At 67.4% G+C, this 18975-nt stretch carries 20 protein-coding genes; 12 read left to right on the top strand and 8 right to left on the bottom strand.

Features of this window, described 5'->3' with window-relative positions; genetic code table 11:
- Positions 1-61: 61 nt before the first annotated feature.
- Together AC56LN_RS11410 and AC56LN_RS11405 are read right to left on the bottom strand one after the other, a co-directional pair.
- A complete protein-coding gene (locus AC56LN_RS11410) occupies positions 62-3160 on the bottom strand; it encodes an efflux RND transporter permease subunit (RefSeq protein WP_499571791.1) in 3099 nt (1032 codons plus the stop codon).
- Positions 3157-4302 (bottom strand): efflux RND transporter periplasmic adaptor subunit, encoded by a 1146-nt coding sequence (locus AC56LN_RS11405; protein ID WP_499571790.1) that lies wholly within the window; start codon positions 4300-4302, stop codon positions 3157-3159. Before AC56LN_RS11405 ends, AC56LN_RS11410 begins: the two co-directional genes overlap by 4 nt.
- Positions 4303-4445: 143 nt before the next feature.
- Between AC56LN_RS11405 and hpnC the strand changes: the two genes are divergently transcribed.
- The 6 genes from hpnC to AC56LN_RS11375 all read left to right on the top strand — a co-directional run bounded on the left by hpnC (position 4446) and on the right by AC56LN_RS11375 (position 9418).
- Positions 4446-5255 (top strand): squalene synthase HpnC, encoded by an 810-nt coding sequence (gene hpnC / locus AC56LN_RS11400; protein WP_499571788.1) that lies wholly within the window; start codon positions 4446-4448, stop codon positions 5253-5255.
- Between the two features lie 105 nt (positions 5256-5360).
- Entirely contained in the window at positions 5361-6194 is an 834-nt protein-coding gene (hpnD, locus tag AC56LN_RS11395; RefSeq protein WP_499571786.1) for a presqualene diphosphate synthase HpnD, read from the top strand.
- A complete protein-coding gene (gene hpnE / locus AC56LN_RS11390) occupies positions 6181-7584 on the top strand; it encodes a hydroxysqualene dehydroxylase HpnE (protein WP_499571785.1) in 1404 nt (467 codons plus the stop codon). The genes hpnD and hpnE overlap by 14 nt, the downstream gene beginning before the upstream one ends.
- 32 nt (positions 7585-7616) lie before the next feature.
- On the top strand, positions 7617-7766 hold the full coding sequence (locus tag AC56LN_RS11385; RefSeq protein ID WP_482898672.1) for a hypothetical protein: 150 nt from the start codon (positions 7617-7619) through the stop codon (positions 7764-7766).
- A 15-nt stretch (positions 7767-7781) separates the two neighbouring features.
- Positions 7782-8606: a DUF1700 domain-containing protein gene (locus AC56LN_RS11380; protein WP_499571783.1), complete on the top strand. Its 825-nt coding sequence runs from the start codon at positions 7782-7784 to the stop codon at positions 8604-8606.
- Positions 8607-8611: 5 nt separating this feature from the next.
- Positions 8612-9418 (top strand): GIN domain-containing protein, encoded by an 807-nt coding sequence (locus AC56LN_RS11375; RefSeq protein WP_499571781.1) that lies wholly within the window; start codon positions 8612-8614, stop codon positions 9416-9418.
- 184 nt (positions 9419-9602) lie between these two features.
- On the opposite strand, the gene AC56LN_RS11370 is transcribed toward AC56LN_RS11375, so the two are convergent.
- The gene (locus AC56LN_RS11370) at positions 9603-10820 is read right to left on the bottom strand and encodes a YeeE/YedE family protein (protein ID WP_499571780.1); all 1218 of its coding nucleotides are present in this window, start codon (positions 10818-10820) and stop codon (positions 9603-9605) included.
- 175 nt (positions 10821-10995) lie between these two features.
- On the opposite strand from AC56LN_RS11370, the gene arfB reads away from it, so the two are divergent.
- Complete coding sequence (gene arfB, locus AC56LN_RS11365) at positions 10996-11403, top strand: alternative ribosome rescue aminoacyl-tRNA hydrolase ArfB (RefSeq protein ID WP_482898668.1); 408 nt, start codon at positions 10996-10998, stop codon at positions 11401-11403.
- Between the two features lie 3 nt (positions 11404-11406).
- Here arfB and AC56LN_RS11360 read toward each other — a convergent pair whose 3' ends face one another.
- The 3 genes from AC56LN_RS11360 to AC56LN_RS11350 all read right to left on the bottom strand — a co-directional run bounded on the left by AC56LN_RS11360 (position 11407) and on the right by AC56LN_RS11350 (position 14318).
- Complete coding sequence (locus AC56LN_RS11360; RefSeq protein WP_499571778.1) at positions 11407-11754, bottom strand: hypothetical protein; 348 nt, start codon at positions 11752-11754, stop codon at positions 11407-11409.
- A 52-nt stretch (positions 11755-11806) separates the two neighbouring features.
- Positions 11807-12997: a tetratricopeptide repeat protein gene (locus tag AC56LN_RS11355; protein ID WP_499571776.1), complete on the bottom strand. Its 1191-nt coding sequence runs from the start codon at positions 12995-12997 to the stop codon at positions 11807-11809.
- A 64-nt stretch (positions 12998-13061) separates the two neighbouring features.
- Positions 13062-14318 (bottom strand): TIGR03862 family flavoprotein, encoded by a 1257-nt coding sequence (locus AC56LN_RS11350; protein ID WP_499571774.1) that lies wholly within the window; start codon positions 14316-14318, stop codon positions 13062-13064.
- A gap of 137 nt (positions 14319-14455) precedes the next feature.
- Between AC56LN_RS11350 and AC56LN_RS11345 the strand changes: the two genes are divergently transcribed.
- From AC56LN_RS11345 to dctP, 5 genes are all read left to right on the top strand, one after another.
- Positions 14456-14866: a hypothetical protein gene (locus AC56LN_RS11345; protein WP_499571772.1), complete on the top strand. Its 411-nt coding sequence runs from the start codon at positions 14456-14458 to the stop codon at positions 14864-14866.
- Entirely contained in the window at positions 14863-15066 is a 204-nt protein-coding gene (locus AC56LN_RS11340; RefSeq protein WP_482898663.1) for a helix-turn-helix transcriptional regulator, read from the top strand. The genes AC56LN_RS11345 and AC56LN_RS11340 overlap by 4 nt, the downstream gene beginning before the upstream one ends.
- Positions 15063-15998 (top strand): alpha/beta fold hydrolase, encoded by a 936-nt coding sequence (locus AC56LN_RS11335; protein WP_499571770.1) that lies wholly within the window; start codon positions 15063-15065, stop codon positions 15996-15998. Before AC56LN_RS11340 ends, AC56LN_RS11335 begins: the two co-directional genes overlap by 4 nt.
- A 14-nt stretch (positions 15999-16012) precedes the next feature.
- Positions 16013-16237 (top strand): hypothetical protein, encoded by a 225-nt coding sequence (locus AC56LN_RS11330; protein ID WP_499571769.1) that lies wholly within the window; start codon positions 16013-16015, stop codon positions 16235-16237.
- Between the two features lie 169 nt (positions 16238-16406).
- Positions 16407-17447, top strand: a complete 1041-nt coding sequence (gene dctP, locus AC56LN_RS11325) for a TRAP transporter substrate-binding protein DctP (RefSeq protein ID WP_499571767.1) — start codon at positions 16407-16409, stop codon at positions 17445-17447.
- A gap of 14 nt (positions 17448-17461) precedes the next feature.
- On the opposite strand, the gene moaD is transcribed toward dctP, so the two are convergent.
- Together moaD and AC56LN_RS11315 are read right to left on the bottom strand one after the other, a co-directional pair.
- Positions 17462-17719 (bottom strand): molybdopterin converting factor subunit 1, encoded by a 258-nt coding sequence (gene moaD, locus AC56LN_RS11320; RefSeq protein ID WP_499571765.1) that lies wholly within the window; start codon positions 17717-17719, stop codon positions 17462-17464.
- 7 nt (positions 17720-17726) lie between these two features.
- Complete coding sequence (locus AC56LN_RS11315; protein ID WP_499571764.1) at positions 17727-18974, bottom strand: molybdopterin molybdotransferase MoeA; 1248 nt, start codon at positions 18972-18974, stop codon at positions 17727-17729.
- Position 18975 lies beyond the last annotated feature (1 nt).

Raw genomic sequence — 18975 nt, 5'->3', positions numbered from 1 at the left:
ATTTTACTGGAATTTCTGACACTATTGGGCATCATTTTTTCCAGTGCGGGGGTGGATGCATTCATTTGCCGCCCGCCCCTGCCGGCTTTTTCACGCGGAACCACGCCGCATACAAGGCCGGCAGGAATAACAGCGTCAATGCCGTCGCCACCATCAGGCCGCCCATGATCGCCACCGCCATCGGACCCCAGAACGTCGAGCGCGACAGCGGGATCATCGCCAGCGCCGCTGCGGCGGCCGTGAGCAGGATCGGCCGGCAGCGGCGCACGGCCGCTTCGACGATCGCATCCCACGGATGGCTGCCGGTGGCAATGTCCTGCTCGATCTGGTCGACCAGGATCACGGAATTGCGGATGATCATGCCGAACAGCGCGATCACGCCGAGATTCGCGACAAAGCCGAACGGCCGGTCGAGGATCAGCAGCGCCATCGCGGCGCCCGCCACGCCCAGCGGGCCGGTCAGGAACACCAGCAGCGAGCGCGAGAAGCTGTGCAATTGCAGCATCAGCAGCGCGAACACGATGAACAGCACCAGCGGCACATTGGCGGCAATCGATGCTTCGGCATCCGCGCTGTCAGCAGCGGCGCCCTCGACCGTCAGGCGGTAGCCGGCCGGCAGCGACGCGCGCAGCGCGGCCAGCTGCTTGTCGACCTGCGCCGTCACGGTCGGCCCCTGGATGCCGTCGACCACATCGGCCTGGACCATGATTGCCCATTCGCGCCCCTCGCGCCAGACGACGCCCGGCTCCCAGACGAAGCGCACGCGCGCCACCTGGCTGATCGGCACGGCCTGCCCGCCGGCGGTGGGCACCAGCGCTTCGGACAGGCGCGTGATGGTTGCGCGCTCTTCAAGCGGCTGGCGCACGACCATGTCGATCAGGCGGTTCGATTCGCGGAGCTGGCCAACCGTGGTGCCGGTGAGCGTCGTGTTGACGGTGCGGCGCACGGCCTGCGACGTCACGCCCAGCGCGCGCAGCTTGTCCTGGTCGAGGTCGAGGCGCAGCACCTTGATCGACTCGTTCCAGTTGTCGTTGACGCCCAGCGTGCTCGGATTGGCCAGCATCGTCGCCCGGACCTGGTCCGCGATGGTGCGCACGGTGCCGATGTCCGGCCCCAGCACCTGGAACTGTACCGGGTACGGCACCGGCGGGCCATTCGCCAGCAGCCTGACGCGCCCGCGCACCTCGGGAAAGTCATGCCTGAAGATGTCGACGATCTTCAGGCGCAGCGCGTCACGCGCCTTGTTATCGACCGGCAGCACGACCACTTGCGAGACGTTCGACTGCGGGAAGATCTGGTCCAGCGGCAGATAGAAGCGCGGGCTGCCGGTGCCGACGTAACTCGTCACGCTGTGCACGCCCTGCTGCTTGGCCAGGAATGCCTCGAAGCGCTTGACGGTGGCCTCGTTGGCGGCAAAGCTGGTGCCCTCGGGCGACCACAACTCGACCATCAACTCGGGCCGGCTCGAGTCCGGGAAGAACTGCTTTTCGATGAAGGTGAAGCCGAAGATGCCGAGCGCGAACACGCCGAGCGTCAGCGCAATGGTGGTCTTGCGCCACTCGACGCACCAGGTCACGATGCGCCGGAAGCGCCGGTAGGCCGGGGAGTCGAACACGTCGTGGCCACTGTCGCCATCAGCATGCGGCTTGACCTTGAGCAGCATGAAACCGATGTATGGCGTGAACATCACCGCCACCACCCACGAGATCAGCAGCGCCAGCCCGTTGACCGAGAACATCGAGAACGTGTATTCGCCGGCCGCCGATTCGGCCAGGCCGATCGGCAGGAAACCCGCCGCCGTGATCAGCGTTCCGGTCAGCATCGGCATCGCCGTCGACGTGTAGGCAAAGGTGGCAGCCTCGAAGCGCGACATGCCCTCTTCCATTTTGCGCACCATCATCTCAACGGCGATGATGGCATCGTCGACCAGCAGACCCAGCGCAATGATCAGTGCGCCCAGCGAAATCTTGTGCAGCGAGATGTCGAGCATGCGCATGGCCAGGAACGTAATGGCCAGCACCAGCGGGATCGACAGCGCCACCACCAGGCCCGGGTAGATATCGATGCGCCATTTGGGCTTGCTGTGCAGGCCCAGTGCCAGAAACGACACGACCAGCACGATCACGACCGCTTCGATCAGCACCTTGATGAATTCGCCGACCGACTGCTTGACGGCCTGCGGCTGGTCGGCCACCCGTTCAAGCTCGATCCCGACCGGCAACTGCGCGCGGATACGGGCCACGGTTTCGGCCAGCCCCTTGCCCATCGTGATGATATTGCCGCCCTTTTCCATCGATACGCCCAGGCCGATCACTTCCTTGCCATTGAAGCGCATCTTGTCGGCCGGCGGGTCCTGGTAGCCGCGCTTGACGGTAGCGAAGTCGCCGAGACGGAATGTGGTGCCGCCAGCGCGCAGTTGCAGCGCCTCGATCTGGTCGAGCGTACCGAGCGCGCCCGTCACGCGCACCGACAGATTGTCCGTCGGCGTGACCAGCACGCCGCTGGCCTCGACCGCGTTCTGCGTGGCGATCTGGTTCACGATCTGCTCGAACGGCACGCCCAGCCGGGCGAATTTCTTGCTGGAGAACTCGATATAGACTTTTTCGTTCTGCACGCCGAACTGCTCGACCTTGGACACCAGCGGCACGCGCAGCAGTTGCTGGCGCACGAAGTCGGCGTAGTCACGCATTTCGCCATACGTGAAACCGTCGCCCGACAAGGCGAAGATCGAGCCGTAGGTATCGCCGAATTCGTCGTTGAAGAACGGGCCGATGACGCCTTGCGGCAGCGTGACGGTCATGTCGCCGATTTTCTTGCGCACCTGGTACCACGCCGCGCTGGTTTCCTTGGGCGGCGTCGATTCACGCAGCTCGATCAGGATCGTGGTCTCGCCCGGCTTGGAAAAACTGCGGATACTCTTGACGTAGGGTGTCTCCTGCAGCTTGCGCTCGAGCGGATCGGTCACCTGCTCGGCCATCTGCAGCGCGGTAGCGCCCGGCCACACGGCGCGCACGACCATCGCGCGGAAGGTGAAGGGCGGGTCTTCGTCCTGCCCGAGTTCGAAGTAGCTCAGGATGCCGAACAGCAGGCAGGCCGCGATCAGGAAGCGCGTGAGGGGGATGTGTTCCAGCGCCCAGCGCGACAGGTTGAAGCCCTTCATTGCGCGGCCCCATCCTTGGCGCTCATGGCCGCTTCGGCATCAAGCCGGCGCGCGACATCCGCGGTGAGGATGCGCACCTTCTGGCCCGGCTTGAGCAGGTTCACGCCGGCCGTGACCACGTTCTGCCCGGCGCGCACGGCGCCCGCCACCAGCACGTCGTTATCGACCTGGCCCGTCACCTGCACCCGCACCAGCTTGACGGCGCCGTTTTCGACGAGCCAGACGCTGCTTGCGCCCTTGTGGTTGACCAGCGCGCTCAAGGGCACGCGCAGGCCGCCTGTCGATACCGCGCCCGTGGCCAGTTCCACCGTTGCGCTCATCCCCAGGCGCGCGTCGGCGCGCTCGGGCAACGCGACCTTCACGGTGTAGGTGCGGGTTGCCGCATCGGCCATCGGGGCAATCTCGCGGATCTTGCCGGGAATGGTCTGGCCGGCATCGGCCCACAGGCGCACGGTGACCTCGGCCGCCTGGCGCAGGCCCGCCACCTTGTCTTCCGGGATGCCGATCACGACGTCCTTTTCGGCAGTGCGGGCGACACGGACCACGGGCGTGCCGGCCTGGACGACCTGCCCCACTTCGGCATCGATCGCCGTAACGACACCGTCCACGTCGGCCACCAGCGTCGTGTAATCGGCCTGGTTCGACTGGCCGCGCAAGCCGGCGCGCGCTGCTTCGACATTGGCCTGGGCGGCCTTGAGCGCGCTCTGCTTGGCGTCGAGCACGGCCTGGCTGACGAAATTCTCGGACCGCAGGTTGACATGCCGCTTGTAGTCGGCGGCGGCCAGTTCGCGCTCGGTTTCGGCGGCGCGCAGCGTGGCGCGCGCCTGGGTTTCGGCCAGCTTCAGGTCTTGCGGATCGAGCCGCATCAGGACCGCGCCGCGCCTGACGGTCGCGCCCACGTCCACCTTGCGCTCGATGATCTTGCCGCCGACCCGGAACCCCAGCTGCGATTCGTAGCGCGGCCGCACGTCGCCCGCGAACTGCGACTGCTGCGCGCCCGCATCCGCCACGAGCTTGACGACCCGCACCGGGCGGATGTCCTCGGCCGGCGGCGCCGGCTTCGAGCAGGCAGTCAGGACGCCGGCGGCGCACAGGGCAACCACGGCCGCCCGCAAGGTTGGGGAAGAAAAACGGACTGACACGGTGGTGATCCTTTGACTTGGCAGGCGGCGTCTCGCGCCAACGCTGGCTGCGCGCCGCATGCTGCGGTGGCGCCAGTTTGTAATTCAGCAATTATAATCATGCAAATAGACAATGTGACGACTTTAGCGTCTTCCCTCTAAACATGGCCGTTGACCACTACGAGAACTTTCCTGTTGCGTCGATTCTGCTGCCGCGCCGCCTGGTGCCGGCGGTGGAGGCGATCTACGCCTTTGCCCGCAGTGCCGACGACCTGGCCGATGAAGGCGACGCGACGCCCGGTGAACGGCTGGCCGCGCTGCAAGCCTATGACGCGCAGTTGGACCGCATCGAGGCCGGCAGCGTTCCCGATGAGCCGATGTTCGCGCGGCTGGCGCATGTCGTGGCGCAGTACCGTCTGTCGGTCGAGCCGATGCGCGCCCTGCTGTCGGCCTTCCGGCAGGATGTCGTCACGCCCCGCTATCAGGAATACGCGAGCCTGCTCGATTACTGCCACCGTTCCGCCGACCCGGTCGGGCGCCTGATGCTGGCCCTGTACGAGGCCGACGACGCGGTCAACCTGCGCGATTCGGATGCGATCTGCAGCGCGCTGCAACTGATCAACTTCATCCAGGACGTCGCGATCGACCTGACCAAGGGCCGGATCTACCTGCCGCTGGAAGATCTCGCGCGCTTCCAGGTCAGCGAAACGGCCCTGAAAGCCGGCATCGTCGATGCCCCGTTCCAGGCCCTGATGCGCTTCGAGGTCGAGCGTGCCCGCGCGCTGATGCTGTCGGGCGCACCGCTGGCGCGGCGGCTGCCGGGACGCATCGGCTGGGAGCTGCGCATGATCGTCCAGGGCGGGCTGCGCATCCTCGACCGGATCGAGCGCGCCGGTTACGACGTGTTCAAACGTCGCCCGACGCTGGCCACCGCGGACTGGGTTGCCGTGGGCTGGGGCGCGCTGCGCATGTAAAAGTCACGGCGCACATCGCCGGCTGCGCTGTCTGGCCTGCTAGAATGCTCGCCTGACGGCACAGCCGTGCCGCAGCCGCCCAACCCGCACTCCACGACGATTTTCATGTCTCCAGACGAATACTGCCAGCAAAAGACCGTTCAAAGCGGCTCCAGTTTCTACTACAGCTTCCTGTTCCTGCCGCCGGAACGCCGGCGCGCGATCACGGCGTTGTACGCCTTCTGCCGCGAGGTGGACGACACGGTCGATGAAGCCACCGACGGTTCGGTTGCGCGCATCAAGCTGGCCTGGTGGCGCACCGAGGTCTCGAAGATGTATGCGGGCACCCCGACGCACCCGGTGATGCTGGCGCTGCAGCCGCATATCGCGGTCTACAAGCTCGAAGAACAACACCTGCAGGCGATCGTCGACGGCATGGAGATGGATCTCGACCAGAGCCGCTACCTCGATTACCCGGGCCTGCAGCGCTATTGCTGGCACGTGGCCGGCGTGGTGGGCATCCTGTCGGCCAGCATCTTCGGCTACACCAATCCGCAGACGCTCGCGTATGCCGAGAAACTGGGCCTCGCGTTCCAGCTGACGAACATCATCCGCGACGTGGGCGACGACGCGCGCAAGGGCCGCATCTACCTGCCGGTCAACGAACTGCAGCAGTTCGGCGTCACGGCAAACGACCTGCTCAAGCTCCAGCACAGCGACAAATTCGAGGCGCTGATGGCATTCCAGGCCAAGCGCGCCCAGGCCATCTACGACGAAGCACTGGCCCTGCTGCCGAAGGAAGACCGGCGCGCGCAGCGCCCGGGACTGATGATGGCGTCGATCTACCGCACGCTGCTCGATGAGATCCAGCGCGACGGCTACCACGTGCTGAACCAGCGCATTTCACTGACGCCGCTGCGCAAGCTGTGGCTGGCGTGGAAGACGTATGTCCGCACCTAGGCTGCGCGTCGCAGTCGTCGGCGGGGGCTGGGCCGGCTGCGCGGCGGCCGTGACGCTCGCGCGCAAGGGCGTTGACGTCATCCTGTTCGAAGCGGCGCGCACCCTCGGCGGGCGCGCCCGCGGGGTCGAGGTGCGCGGCCTGGCGCTGGACAACGGCCAGCACATCCTGCTGGGCGCCTACGCCGAATCGCTGCGCATGCTGCGCCAGGTGGCCGTCGATCCCGATGCGGCGCTGCTGCGCCTGCCGGTGCAGATGCGCTATCCGCCTGGTGGCACCGGCATGGATTTCGTCGCGCCACGCCTGCCCGCGCCGCTGCACCTCGCATTCGCGCTGCTGCGCGCGAAAGGCCTGGCGCGCGCCGACAAGCTCGCGCTGGCCCGCTTCAACAGCGCCGGACGCTGGATGGGCTGGGCACTGGACGTCGATTGCACGGTGGCCGAGCTGCTCGAACGCTTCGACCAGACCGAGCGCCTGACCACGCTGATGTGGCGCCCGCTGTGCATCGCGGCGCTCAACACGCCGCCCGAACGCGCTTCAGCGAATGTATTTCTGGCCGTGCTGCGCGACAGCCTGGGCGCAAGCCGTCGCGCGGCCTCGGACATGCTGCTGCCGCGTGTGGCGATGGGCGCCCTGTTCCCGGAACCTGCCGGCGCCTGGCTGGCCGGTGAAGGCCATGCGGTGCGGCCGGGCGTCAAGGTCACGGCGCTCGCGCGCGATGGCGCTGGCTGGTGCCTGACGACGGGCGCCGGCGACGAGCGGGTCGATGCCGTGGTGCTGGCCACGCCGGCATCCACCAGCGCGACGCTGCTGGCGCCGTTTGCCGACTGCGCCGCACTGAGCGCGCAACTCGATGCGTTCACGTACGAACCGATCGCCACCTGCTACCTGCAGTACGCACCGGGCACGCGCCTGGACCTGCCGTTCTGGGCGCTGCTGGACGATCCGCAGGCGGGGCGCTGGGGCCAGTTCGTGTTCGACCGCGCCCAGCTCGATCCCGGCCAGGACGGCGTGTTTGCCGTGGTCGTCAGCGCCGCCGCCGAGGCTGCCGCGCTGCCGCGCGAAACGCTTGCCGGCGCCATCGCGGCGCAACTGGCGCACGACTTTGGCCGGCCCGAACTGGGCACACCTGTCTGGACCCAGCTGATCACGGAAAAGCGCGCCACGTTCACCTGCGCGCCCGGACTGGTGCGCCCAGGCAACGTCACGCCGCTTCCGGGCGTGGTGCTGGCCGGGGACTACACGGCCAGCGACTACCCGGCGACGCTGGAGACGGCGGTGCGCAGCGGCCAGGCGGCGGCGACGGCCATCCTCGCCCACGGCGCCCTGCCCCGCGAAAAGCGCAGCCTGTCGCACGGTCATGGTGCAGCGGCGCCCGGCGCCGTACAGTAGCACCATCGAAATCACGCCTGATGGACACCACCATGACACCCCGACTCGGACTGCGTACGGCCGCCCTGCTGCTTCTTGTGGCGGCCAGCACGCTCGTACTCGTCATGCCCGAACTGATCGGTGGCGCCGCGCCCGGTACGGCAAGCGCGATCGGGGCGATTCCCGTCCTCGGCCACCACTAGCCCAACGCGCATCGTATGGCGTACTTTTTCTCCAAACTTGATTACCTCGACGCGCTCAAGCGGGCGTTGATGGGCCTGCCGCCCGACGTGCAGGCCAAGACGCTGGCCTGGTACGAGCAGCGCTTCGTCGATGGCGCAGCCGTCGGACGATCCGAACCGGATGTGGCCAGGGAACTGGGCGACCCGCGCGACGTCGCGCTGACCCTGCGCACCAACGCCCATTTTGCGCAACTGAGCCACAAACCGGCGCCAACCAGCAGCGTGGCGCGCACTGTGGTGTCGGGCTTCGGCCTGCTGGTGTTCAATCTGTTCATGCTGATTCCGGCAGCGGTATTCGCGTCGCTGCTGATGGCGCTGTACATGTCGGCCTTCGGCGTCTACGTGTCGGGCATCGCCGTCACGGCCAGTGGGCTGGCCGGCTCGAATGAGCTGGTTCTGAGCGCGCCGCTCAGCCGCATGGACGCGACGAACGACGACGGTGCGGGCGAGACGCAGACGCGGGTCTCGATCGGGGAGCATGGCATCCAGGTGTATGAGGAGCCCGTGCTGCGGCCCGATCTGCGGCCCGAGGCTGGTGACAATGAGCCGGCCGCCGACGTGGTCGTCGACGACCGTGACCGGCGCTCGCGCGTGCTGCGCGGCGCCGAAGCGGTGGCCGAGCGCCGCATCCAGATCACGACCGACCTGGATCCCGATTCGCGCACGACGCAGGTCGTGCTCGGGTGCGGACTGATCGTTGGCGGTATCGCGCTGTTCCTGCTGTCGCTGGTGTTCAGCAAGTACACGATCGCCGGCATCCGCCGCTACGTGAACATGAACATGTCACTGTTGAAGGGGTAATCGCCATGCGCTCACTGATGAAAGTTGGCTTCAGCCTGCTCGTGCTGGCGGCGGTGCTCGTCGCGCTGAGCTACAGCATGCTCAAGGCCAGCGGCACGGTCAGCGCTGCCGAGGGCCGCGTCGTGGCGCACGATACGCGCCCGGTGCCGGCCGGCGTGGAGATCGTCGAAGTCGACGGCCCCATCAACCTGAACCTTCGCTACGGCGCCACGCCGATGCTGCGGGTCAGCGGCGAGCAGCGCATGCTGGGCAATGTCGAAGTCACGGGTGACGGCAAGGTGCTGCGCATCGGCATCCGCGGCATGGTGCTGCGCCACCGTGAACCACTGGTGGTCGACCTGGTACTGCCGGTGCTGACGTCGGTGACGATCGAAGGCAGCGGCGACAGCACGATCAACGGTTTCTCGGGCGATGCGATTGCAGTCCAGCTCAACGGCTCGGGAAGCGTGCGCTTCAATGGCCGTTTCCGCGATGCCACGGTCGGCCTGACCGGCAGCGGCGACCTGGACGTCAATGGCGGCGCCGCGATGGAACGCATGGAAACCCGCCTGATGGGTTCGGGCAGCATCACGGTCTCCGGCACCACCCGCGCGCTGGAAGCCGACACGACCGGCTCCGGCCGCCTCGACGCCGAACACCTGCGCGCCAGCGACGTCACGCTCAGCCAAAGCGGCTCCGGCGACAGCGCCGTCCAGGCCCGCGACAACATCCGCATCACCCTGAGCGGCAGCGGCGACGTCGAAGTCTACGGCAACCCCGCCGAACGCAGCACCAGCCGCACCGGCAGCGGCAGCGTCACCTACGAAGAATAACCCCCCAACAAATAGGGTCAGTGTCGAATTGTTTGACAACTTCAGCGAATCAGTTGCTCAATAATTCGACTCTGACCCCAATTGTTGGGCAATTGTCTTTTGGATAAATAGGGTCAGAGTCGAATTGTTTGACAACTTCAGTCAATCAATTGATCAATAAATCGACACTGACCCTACTTTTTGCTTAGCAGGCGGTGGGTTTGAGGCGCTCGACTTCGAGGCCGAAGAAGGGGCGCAGGCGGGTGCCGACCACGTTGCCGATGAAGGCGACGACCAGCCACAGCCAGCCGTGCAGGCTGCCCGACAGGATGCCGCTGAAGTACGCACCGATATTGCAGCCGTAGGCCAGGCGGGCGCCGTAGCCCAGCAGCAGACCGCCGACGATGGCAGCGATCAGCGAGCGCAGGGGCAGGCGCCAGACGGGCGCGTAGCGGCCGGCCAGCGCCGCTGCCAGCATCGCGCCCAGCACGATGCCGATGTCCATGACCGACGTGACGTCCTGCGAGATCGGCGAGGCCAGCGCGGCGGCATTGGCTTTCGTGGACCAGTAGGCCCAGCTGGCCGTATCGATACCCATCACTGCGGCCGCTTTCGCGCCCCACAGTGCGAAGGCCGAGGTGACGCCCCACGGGCGGCCGGACAGCGCCAGCGTCGCGAAGTTGAGCACCACCAGCGCGAGCGCGCCAGCCAGCAGCGGCCACGGGCCATGCAGCCAGGGCGAGCGATGTGGCGGCTGCACATGCGCCGGGACCAGCTTGCCGTGACGGCGCTTTTCGACGACGATCGTGATGAACGCGATCAGCGCGAAGATGCCCCAGTTCAGCGCCAGCGCCGGCGCCAGGCCCAGTTCCTTGACAGCCGACAGCGGGGCCAGTTGCGGCATCGAGGTCCAGAACGGCATGTGCGCCGTGCCGATCAGCGAGCCGATGATGAAGAACAGCAGCGTGACGATCATGCGCGTGCTGCCGCCACCGACCGTGTACAGCGTACCGGAGGCGCAACCGCCGCCCAGCTGCATGCCGATGCCGAAAATGAACGCGCCGAAGATCACCGACGTGCCAGCCGGCTGCACCAGGCCCGTCACCGGGTTGCCGAACAGCGTGCCGGCAGCCAGCGCCGGGAAGAACAGCGCCACCCCGACGGCCAGCATGACCATCTGCGCGCGCAGGCCGGCGCCGCGGCCATCGGCGATGAACACGCGCCAGGCCGACGTGAAGCCGAACGCCGCGTGGTACAGCGCCACGCCGAGCAGCGCGCCGACGATGTACAGCGCCGACTGGCGGCCGCTCACTGCCTGCGCCAGATACCACGCGCCGAGGACGAGCAGGAACAGCGCCACGCCAAGCGGGCGCACATTGAGGTCGACGCGGGGCGCCATCGACAGACTGGAAGAATTGGACATGACAGCACCGTGCAAAAGAAAGTAGGCCGGTATTGTCGTCGCTTTTGACAATCATTGCTGGCAACGTGCCCGTTTTGCGCGATGAAGGCACCGCATGCAGCAGGCCGGCACGCCAGCGCTTACAATGCGCCAGCTGCCGCGAACCTGCACGGCGCATCATGCAACCAGGACGAAGATGGCCGCACTCACTCCACAAGTCAATCCGGCCGAGGTCGAATTCAGCGCGATCCGGGCCCAGGGCCCGGGCGGCCAGAACGTCAACAAGGTCTCGTGCGCCGTGCATGCGCGCTTCGATATCGTGGCCTCGTCACTGCCACAGCCGGTCAAGGAGCGGCTGCTGGCGCTGCGCGACGCGCGCATCACGCAGGAAGGCGTGCTGGTCCTCAAGGCTCAGCAGTCGCGCAGCCTGGAACAGAACAAGGAAGATGCGTTACGGCGCCTGCAGGAGCTGGTCGACAAGGCAGCGGTCGTGCCAATCACCCGCCGCCCCACCCGGCCGACACGCGGCTCGCAACTGCGGCGGCTCGACGGCAAGACCCGGAGCAGCCAGACCAAGGCACTGCGGGGCAAGGTCACTGACTGACCATTACGCGGGCGCGTGCGACGCCGCATCAAGCCCCGCATACCACGCCGCATATGGCGTATTCACCGCCATGCGCCGGTTGTAGTCCGGAGCACCATCAGTCCACCAGACCGGCCCGCGCTCGCCCAGCGCCCGCTTGGCCGCATCGACATCCGCGCGGGCCGCGCGCTCGGCCGCGTCATCGCGCGCCTTGAGCGCCGTCCCGACCTGCCGCCGCGCATCCATCAATCGATTGACCAGTTGCTGGCGTTCGTCCGGCGCCAGGTGCGGATTGCTGCTGCGCCAGAGGCGGCCCTTGACGACGAAATAGCGGCCGTCCGGCGTGTTCGGATAACGGGAAGAAGAAGGCATGGTGTCGACTATACCCGCCGGCCCGGGATGCCAGCGTCCGGCTGCAGAGTCCTCAAGGCATCACGCCAAACCGGTCGATGAAATACTTGACCCCGCCCGGATTGGCCGCCATCCACGCCTGCAGGGCCGGCCGGTACGCCTGTCTGAACATCAGCAGCAGGATCGCCGGTTCGAGCTGCCCCTCGCGCGCCAGCGCCCTGACCTGCAGCAGGCCCGGATCGGTCAGCCCCGCGCCGCCGCTGGCCTCGGCCTCGTCGGCGATCTTCAGTGCCTGGCGCCAGCTGGCGAGTTCGATGTCGAAGGCCGACTTGCGCCGGTCCTTGTCGTCCGTGCGCAGCTGCGCTTCGGTCATGCCCAGCGCCAGCCGGATCGCGTGGTCGGGCGTCTTTTCCGCGTCCGTCTGCGGGTCGAGCGTGATCACGTACTTGCCGTCCGCGTTCTCCGAAACGCGCACGCCCCGGCGCAGGCCCAGCGCCTTCAATGGCAAGCCGGCGCCGGCCCGGTAACTGGCCAGCTTGCCCCAGTTCGGCCGCTGCGACGGATCCGCTTCGATCGCCTTGTACAGCGCCGCTTCGGCGGCGGCTCGCTTGTCCTGGTAGAACAGCGCGTCGGACAGGTAGCGCCAGGCCTGCGAATTGTGCGGCTCGATGACGGTCGCCGCGCGAAACAGCGCCTCGGCACGGGTAAAGTCCCGTTGCATATAGTGGCAATTTCCGGCAGCGACCCAGGCGCTGGAATACTGCGGATCGGCCAGCATCGTCGCTTCGTACTTTGCCAGCGCGGCCTTGCAGTCCTGGCGCGCGAACGCCGCCTCGCCGTCGGCCATCAGCTTCGCGGCCCGGGCATTGGGCTGATGCAGCGGTGGCGGCGCCGGATCATCGAGCATGCGCAGGACTTCCTGCGCCACCGGGTCATCCGCGGCCAGCGACGCCGCGCGCTCGGCCAGCGCGCGCGCCATGTCGCGCAGCTGCGGCGCCTTGTCCTGCGGCGCCACCGTCGAGAGTTTCAGTACCAGGCCAGCGGCCAGCGACAATGGTATCGAGGCAGTCGGATCGGCCTGCTCTGCCGCCTTGTATTTCGTCAGCGCTTCCTGATAGCGGGCGCTGCCTTCCAGCGCCTGCGCTTCGAGCACCAGGCCGCGGCATGGCTGGCCGCAGCCGATGTCGGCACGCGCGCTGGGGGCAGCGGCAACCTGCAGGACGGCGAGAAGGGCTGCGAGCGTCAGGACGCGGGGAAGTGTCATGGAGTTGCCGTGGCGCGAAACGGTTATCTTACCAAGCGCGCGCGCCTGAATAAATCACGCAATGTCACTGCACGCCCGCACTCAGCCAGGCCAGCGCGCTGCGTCCTGCTGCGCGGCCACTGGCAAAGCAGGCAGTCAGCAGGTAGCCGCCGGTCGGCGCTTCCCAGTCCACCATTTCGCCGGCGACGAACACGCCGGGCCGCGCGCGCAGCATGGTTCCCTCACCCTCCAGCGCAGCAAAGCACACGCCGCCCGCGCTGCTGATTGCCTCATCGATCGGCCGCGGGCGCAGCAGCGTCACCGGCAGCGCCTTGATCGCCGCGGCCAGCCGCGCCGGATCGGTATAGTCTTCCTTCGACAGGCACTCGTGCAGCAGCCCCGCCTTGACGCCCTTGATCCCGAGCCGGCTTTGCAGGTGGCTCGCCATCGAGCGCGAACCGCGCCCGCGCGTGACCTCGTCGAACACCCGTTCGGCACTGTGATCCGGCGCCAGGTCGAGCCACAGTGTGGCCGTGCCATCGCGCGCGATCGCGTCGCGCAGCGGTGCCGACAACGCGTACACCAGACTGCCTTCGACGCCCCCTGCCGTGACGACGAACTGGCCCTTGCGCCAGGCGATGGCGCCATCTTCGCCACGCACGCCGGCCGCCACCGTCAACAGCGGCGCCCCGGCGAAACGGCTGCTGAAATGCGCGCTCCACGCGGTATCGAAGCCGCAGTTGGCCGGCACCAGCGGCGCCACCTCGACACCCTGCTCCATCAGCAGCGGCACCCAGGCGCCGTCCGAGCCCAGGCGCGCCCAGCTCGCGCCGCCCAGTGCCAGGATCGTCGCATCCGCGTCGACCAGCCGTTCGCCATCCGGCGTGGCAAAGCGCAGGCGACCTTCCTGCCAGCCCAGCCAGCGCTGGCGCATGTGAAAGCGCACGCCGCTTTCCTTGAGCCGGTGCAGCCACGCGCGCAGCAGTGGCGCAGCCTTCATCTCGAGCGGGAACACGCGGCCCGACGTGCCGACAAAGGTCCCGATGCCGAGGTCGTGGATCCAGGCGCGCACGGCGTCGGCGTCAAACCCGTCGAGCCAGCCGGCCACGTGCACCGAGCGGTCGCGATAACGCCGCACGAAGTCGGCATACGGCTCCGAATGCGTGATGTTCATGCCGCCCTTCCCGGCCAGCAGGAACTTGCGGCCGACGCTGGCCATCGCATCGTGGACGTCGACCTGCACGCCCGCTGCGGCCAGGATCTCGGCCGCCATCAGGCCCGCGGGGCCGCCGCCGATCACGACAACACGGGGCGAAACGGCAGGATTGGCAGGCTGGGTCATGGTGAACAACGAGAAAAAGCGGGACCCGCATTGTAGTCGGTTTCAGGTCCCAGAAAACCATGTAAAGGATGCTTGACATCGCAAAATAACGGGCCTACGATGTAAAGCATCCTTTACTAACCACCGAGAGGCACCAGATGGCTGCGAGCAAGCACGAGAAGCGGGTTCACAAAGCATACCTGCGCGAGATGGCCGGCGCGTTCCTGGTCTACGCCGTCCTGTTGATGGCCTCCATCCGTTTCGGCCGGCCGATGGACGACGGCCCGTTGCGCGTCCTGGTGCTGCTCTCGCCGATGATCGGCTTTTGCCTGGCGCTGTGGGCCATCGCGCGCCATCTGGGCCGGGTCGACGAATACCTGCGCAGCTTCCTGCTCGAATCGTTCGCGCTGGCCGCTGCACTCACTGCCGGGCTGACGTTCAGCTATGGCTTTCTCGAGACGGCCGGCTACCCGCGCATCTCGATGTTCTCGGTCTGGATGGTACTGTGCGGCGCGACCATGCTCGTCTGCCTGGTACGCTCGGTGCACACGAAGCTGCAGACGCGATGAAAAACAGGATCCGCGAACTGCGCGCCACGCACGGCTGGAGCCAGGCCGACCTGGCCGAGCGCCTTGACGTCTCGCGCCAGAGCGTCAACGCGATCGAAACGGGCCGCTACGATCCCAGCCTGCCCCTTGCCTTTGCCATTTCACGGCTGTTCGGCCTGCCGGTCGAAGCCATCTTCACACCTGATCAGGAGACCGCATGAAAGCTGCACTGTTGCTCACCCTGGCGCTTGGCGCCGCCCCCTTCGCTGCAGCACAGTCTCCGGCGCCGGCGCCCCAGAGCGCGAACCGCTTCGCCGCCAGCATCAAGCCGGCGGAAACCTTCGAATCCGGTTCGCTGCTGGTCGAGCGCCACGGCAGCAAGGGCCGCCCGGTGATCCTGATTCCCGGCCTGGCCAGCGGCCCATGGGTGTGGCAGGACGTCATCCGCCAGTTCAAGGACGAGTTCACGCTGTACGTGGTAACGCTGCCCGGTTTCGATGGCCGCCCGGCGCCCGCCGGCGAGCCATTCGAAGGCGCGCGCGCCGCGCTGGCGGGCCTGATCGCGCAGCGCAAGCTGAACAAGCCGATCCTCGTCGGCCACAGCCTGGGCGGCACGCTGGCCTATGCCGTGGCGCAGGACCTGGGCAATGGTGTCGGCGGCGTCGTGGCGCTGGACGGCCTGCCGGTGTTCCCCGGCACCGAGAACATGCCGCCCGCGCAGCGCCCGCAGGCGGCGCAGCGGGTGCGCGACACGATGGCCGTCAACGACCCGAATGCCTGGGCGGCCCAGCAGCGCCAGTACATGCGCGGCCAGGGCGTGCTCGATGTCGGCAAGGCCGACGACATCACGCCGCTGCTGCTGCGCAGCGACCGCGCCGCCGTCGGCGCCTACGTGGCCGATGCACTGGCGCTCGACCTGCGCCCGGGATTGGCGAAAATCACCGCGCCGGTGCTGGTCGTGGCGCCGTTTTATCAGTACGATGGGGCGCAGGACGCCATGACGGCAGACGACAAGGTAGCGCATTACCGCAGCCTGGTCGACGGCATTCCCTCGGTCGAGGTGGTGCCGATCGCGCCGTCCCGGCATTTCCTCATGATCGACCAGCCGCTGGCCCTGGCCGGCATCCTGCGCCGCTTTTTCGACCGTCGTTGAAAGGAGTCCTTCCCATGCGCCCTGCAACCTACTGGATCGGCCAGTACCTGCTGGCCACCGGCACCATGTTCCTGCTGCTCGCAGCCGTCGACCTGATGCGCGGCGACAGCCTGGCTGCGACCTGGCCCACGACGCTGGGCTGGTCGGCAGCGGCGGCGGCGATCTTCGTCGCCTCGCGCTGGCGCCAGGCCAGCCGCGGGATCGCGTGCGCCGTCTGCAAGGATGAGCAGGTGCGCTGACGGCGACGGTCCGCCAGGATCGTCCCTTTGTCAGATCTGCAATATTCTGCTTGACATGCCGCGCAGCAGGCATATTCTTGTCGTGGCCAGCTGCGAACGATGACGCCCGCATTGACGAGGCCCGCCACGATTCGCCCGGCAGTCCGTTACAACATCTTGGAGGATGTATATGTCGGTAGAAATCGAATCGTTCGCTACGCGCAGGACAGTACTCGGTGCGCTCGCCACCAGCCCGCTCTGGATGAGCTCGGCCTGGGCACAGCCAAACAATCTCAAGATCTCGCACCAGTTCCCCGGCGGCAGCATCGCGCGGGGCGACTTCCGCGACCGCCTGTGCCGCATGTTCGCGGCCGAGGTCGAAAAGCGCACGCGTGGTGGCGTGAAGTTCTCGATCTACCCGGCCTCGACCATGATGCAGCCGGGCGCCCAGTTCGGCGCGCTGCGCAGCGGCAAGCTCGACATGGCGCTGGTGCCGCTGTCGTACGCGGGCGCCGAAGCGCCGGAAGCCAATATCGGCCTGATGCCGGCGCTGGTCACCTCGTACGAACAGGGCTATGGCTGGCGCAATGCGCCGGTCGGGCGTGAACTGTCGCGCATCCTCAACGAGCAGGGCCTCGTGATCGTCAGCTGGATCTGGCAGGCGGGCGGCGTGGCCTCGCGCGGCGACCCGATCATCACTCCCGAAGACGCGCGCGGCCTCAAAGTACGCGGCGGCTCGCGCGAAATGGACATGCTGCTGCAGAACGCGGGCGCCACGGTCGTCAACATGCCGTCCAACGAAATCTACAACGCCCTGCGCAGCGGCGCGCTCGATGCGGCGCTCACGTCATCCACATCGCTGATCTCGTTCCGCCTGCAAGAGACCGCCCGCTCGCTGACCACGGCGCGCGGCGGCTCGTACTGGTTCATGTTCGAGCCGTTGATGATGTCGCGCAGCGTGTTCGAGCGCCTGACCAAGGCGCAGCAGCAGGCCGTGATGACGGTCGGCGCCGACCTCGAACAGTTCGCGATGAATTCGGCGCGCATGGACGATGCCGAAGTCGCCACGGTCTACCGCGGCGTCGGCGCGCGCGTCGTCGACCTCACGCCGGACGCACTGCGCGGCTGGCAGGAAGTGGCGCGCAATACGGCCTGGAAAGACTTCGCGGCCCGCAACAGCAACTGCGCCAAACTGATGGCGCTGGCCGAGCAGTCGATCGCCGCGATCTAGCTGAGCGAGAGGACTTACCCGCCCGTCACGGGCGGGAAGAACGCCACTTCGGCGCCCGCTGCGACGGGCGTGCTGCCATCGCACATCACCTGCTGATGGGCCATGCGCACGGCGCGCTCGGGCGCCAGCGCCTCGGCCCAGACACCACCGCGCGCGCGCAGCAGTTCGCGTACCGCACCGACGGTGGTCACTTCCGGCGGCAGGTCCAGCTGCTCCTGCCCGGTACCGACCGCTTCGCGCAGTGCGGCAAAATACTTCACATTGATCTTCATGACTTTCCTAATGCTGTAGTTCGGCGAACGGGATGAAGCGCACCAGGTCGCCCGCGGCAATGGCATTGCCCGGCGGGTTATCGATCAGGCCATCGCCCCACACGGTCGACGTCAGCACGCCGGAACCCTGGTTCGCAAACAGTTCCAGACCACCGCCTGCATTCAGGCGCGCGCGCAGGAATTCGTTGCGGCGATCACCCTTGGGCAGGTCGAAGTCGGCCCGCACCAGATACCCGCGCGGCTCGACCGGACCACGCACACCCTGCAGGCGCAGCAGGAATGGCCGCACGAACAGCAGGAAGGTGACAAAGCTCGACACCGGATTGCCCGGCAAGCCGATGAAGAAGGCATTATCACCGTCACGGCGCACTTCGCCGAACGCCAGCGGTTTACCTGGCTTGACGGCAATCTGCCACATCGACAGGCGCCCTTCCGCCTCGACGGCCGGCTTGATGTGGTCTTCCTCGCCCACCGACACGCCGCCCGACGTGATGATCAGGTCATGCGCCTGCGCGGCATCGCGCAGCGTGGCGCGCGTGGCATCCAGCGTGTCGGGCACGATGCCGAAGTCGGTGATCTCGCAGCCGAAGTTTTCCAGCAGCGCGCGCAGAGTGAAACGGTTCGAGTTATAGATCGCGCCCGGTGGCAGGTCGCGCGCCGCCACTTCGCCCGGCATCGCCAGTTCGTCGCCGGTGAAGAACACGGCCACGCGCAGGCGCCGGTGCACGGGCAGCGTGGCCAGGCCTACCGAAGCGGCAAGCCCCAACTCCTGGCTGCGCAGGCGGGTGCCCGCCGTCAGGATCGCGCTGCCGGCGCCAATGTCTTCGCCCTGGCGGCGGATCCACTCGCCGTCGACGGGCGCGTGGCGGATCGTCACGCTGTCGCCAGCGGCCTCGCATTGCTCCTGCATGACGACAGCGTCGGCGCCCGGCGGAATCAGGGCGCCGGTGAAGATGCGCGCCGCCGTACCCGGTTCGAGCGGCTGGCCGACATGGCCGGCCGGGATGCGCTGGGCCACGCGCAGCGTCGCCGCGCCGCTCGCGCAGTCGGCAGCGCGCACGGCGTAGCCATCCATCTGCGTGTTGTCGGCCGATGGTACGTCAATGGTGGCGAGCTGGTCGCCTGCCAGCACGCGGCCGTTGGCGTCGAGCGTGGGAATTGTCTCGGTGTCCGTGACGGGCCGCGCTGCGACGAGCAGCACGTCCAGCGCCTCGCGCACCGTCAGCATGGGCGGTCGTTGTCCTGGTGCGTTCATG

The organism is Telluria sp. ZT3P26 (genome assembly GCF_059686035.1).
Note: the sequence above shows the minus strand (reverse complement) of the source record. Positions and strands in the feature narration are given on the sequence as shown.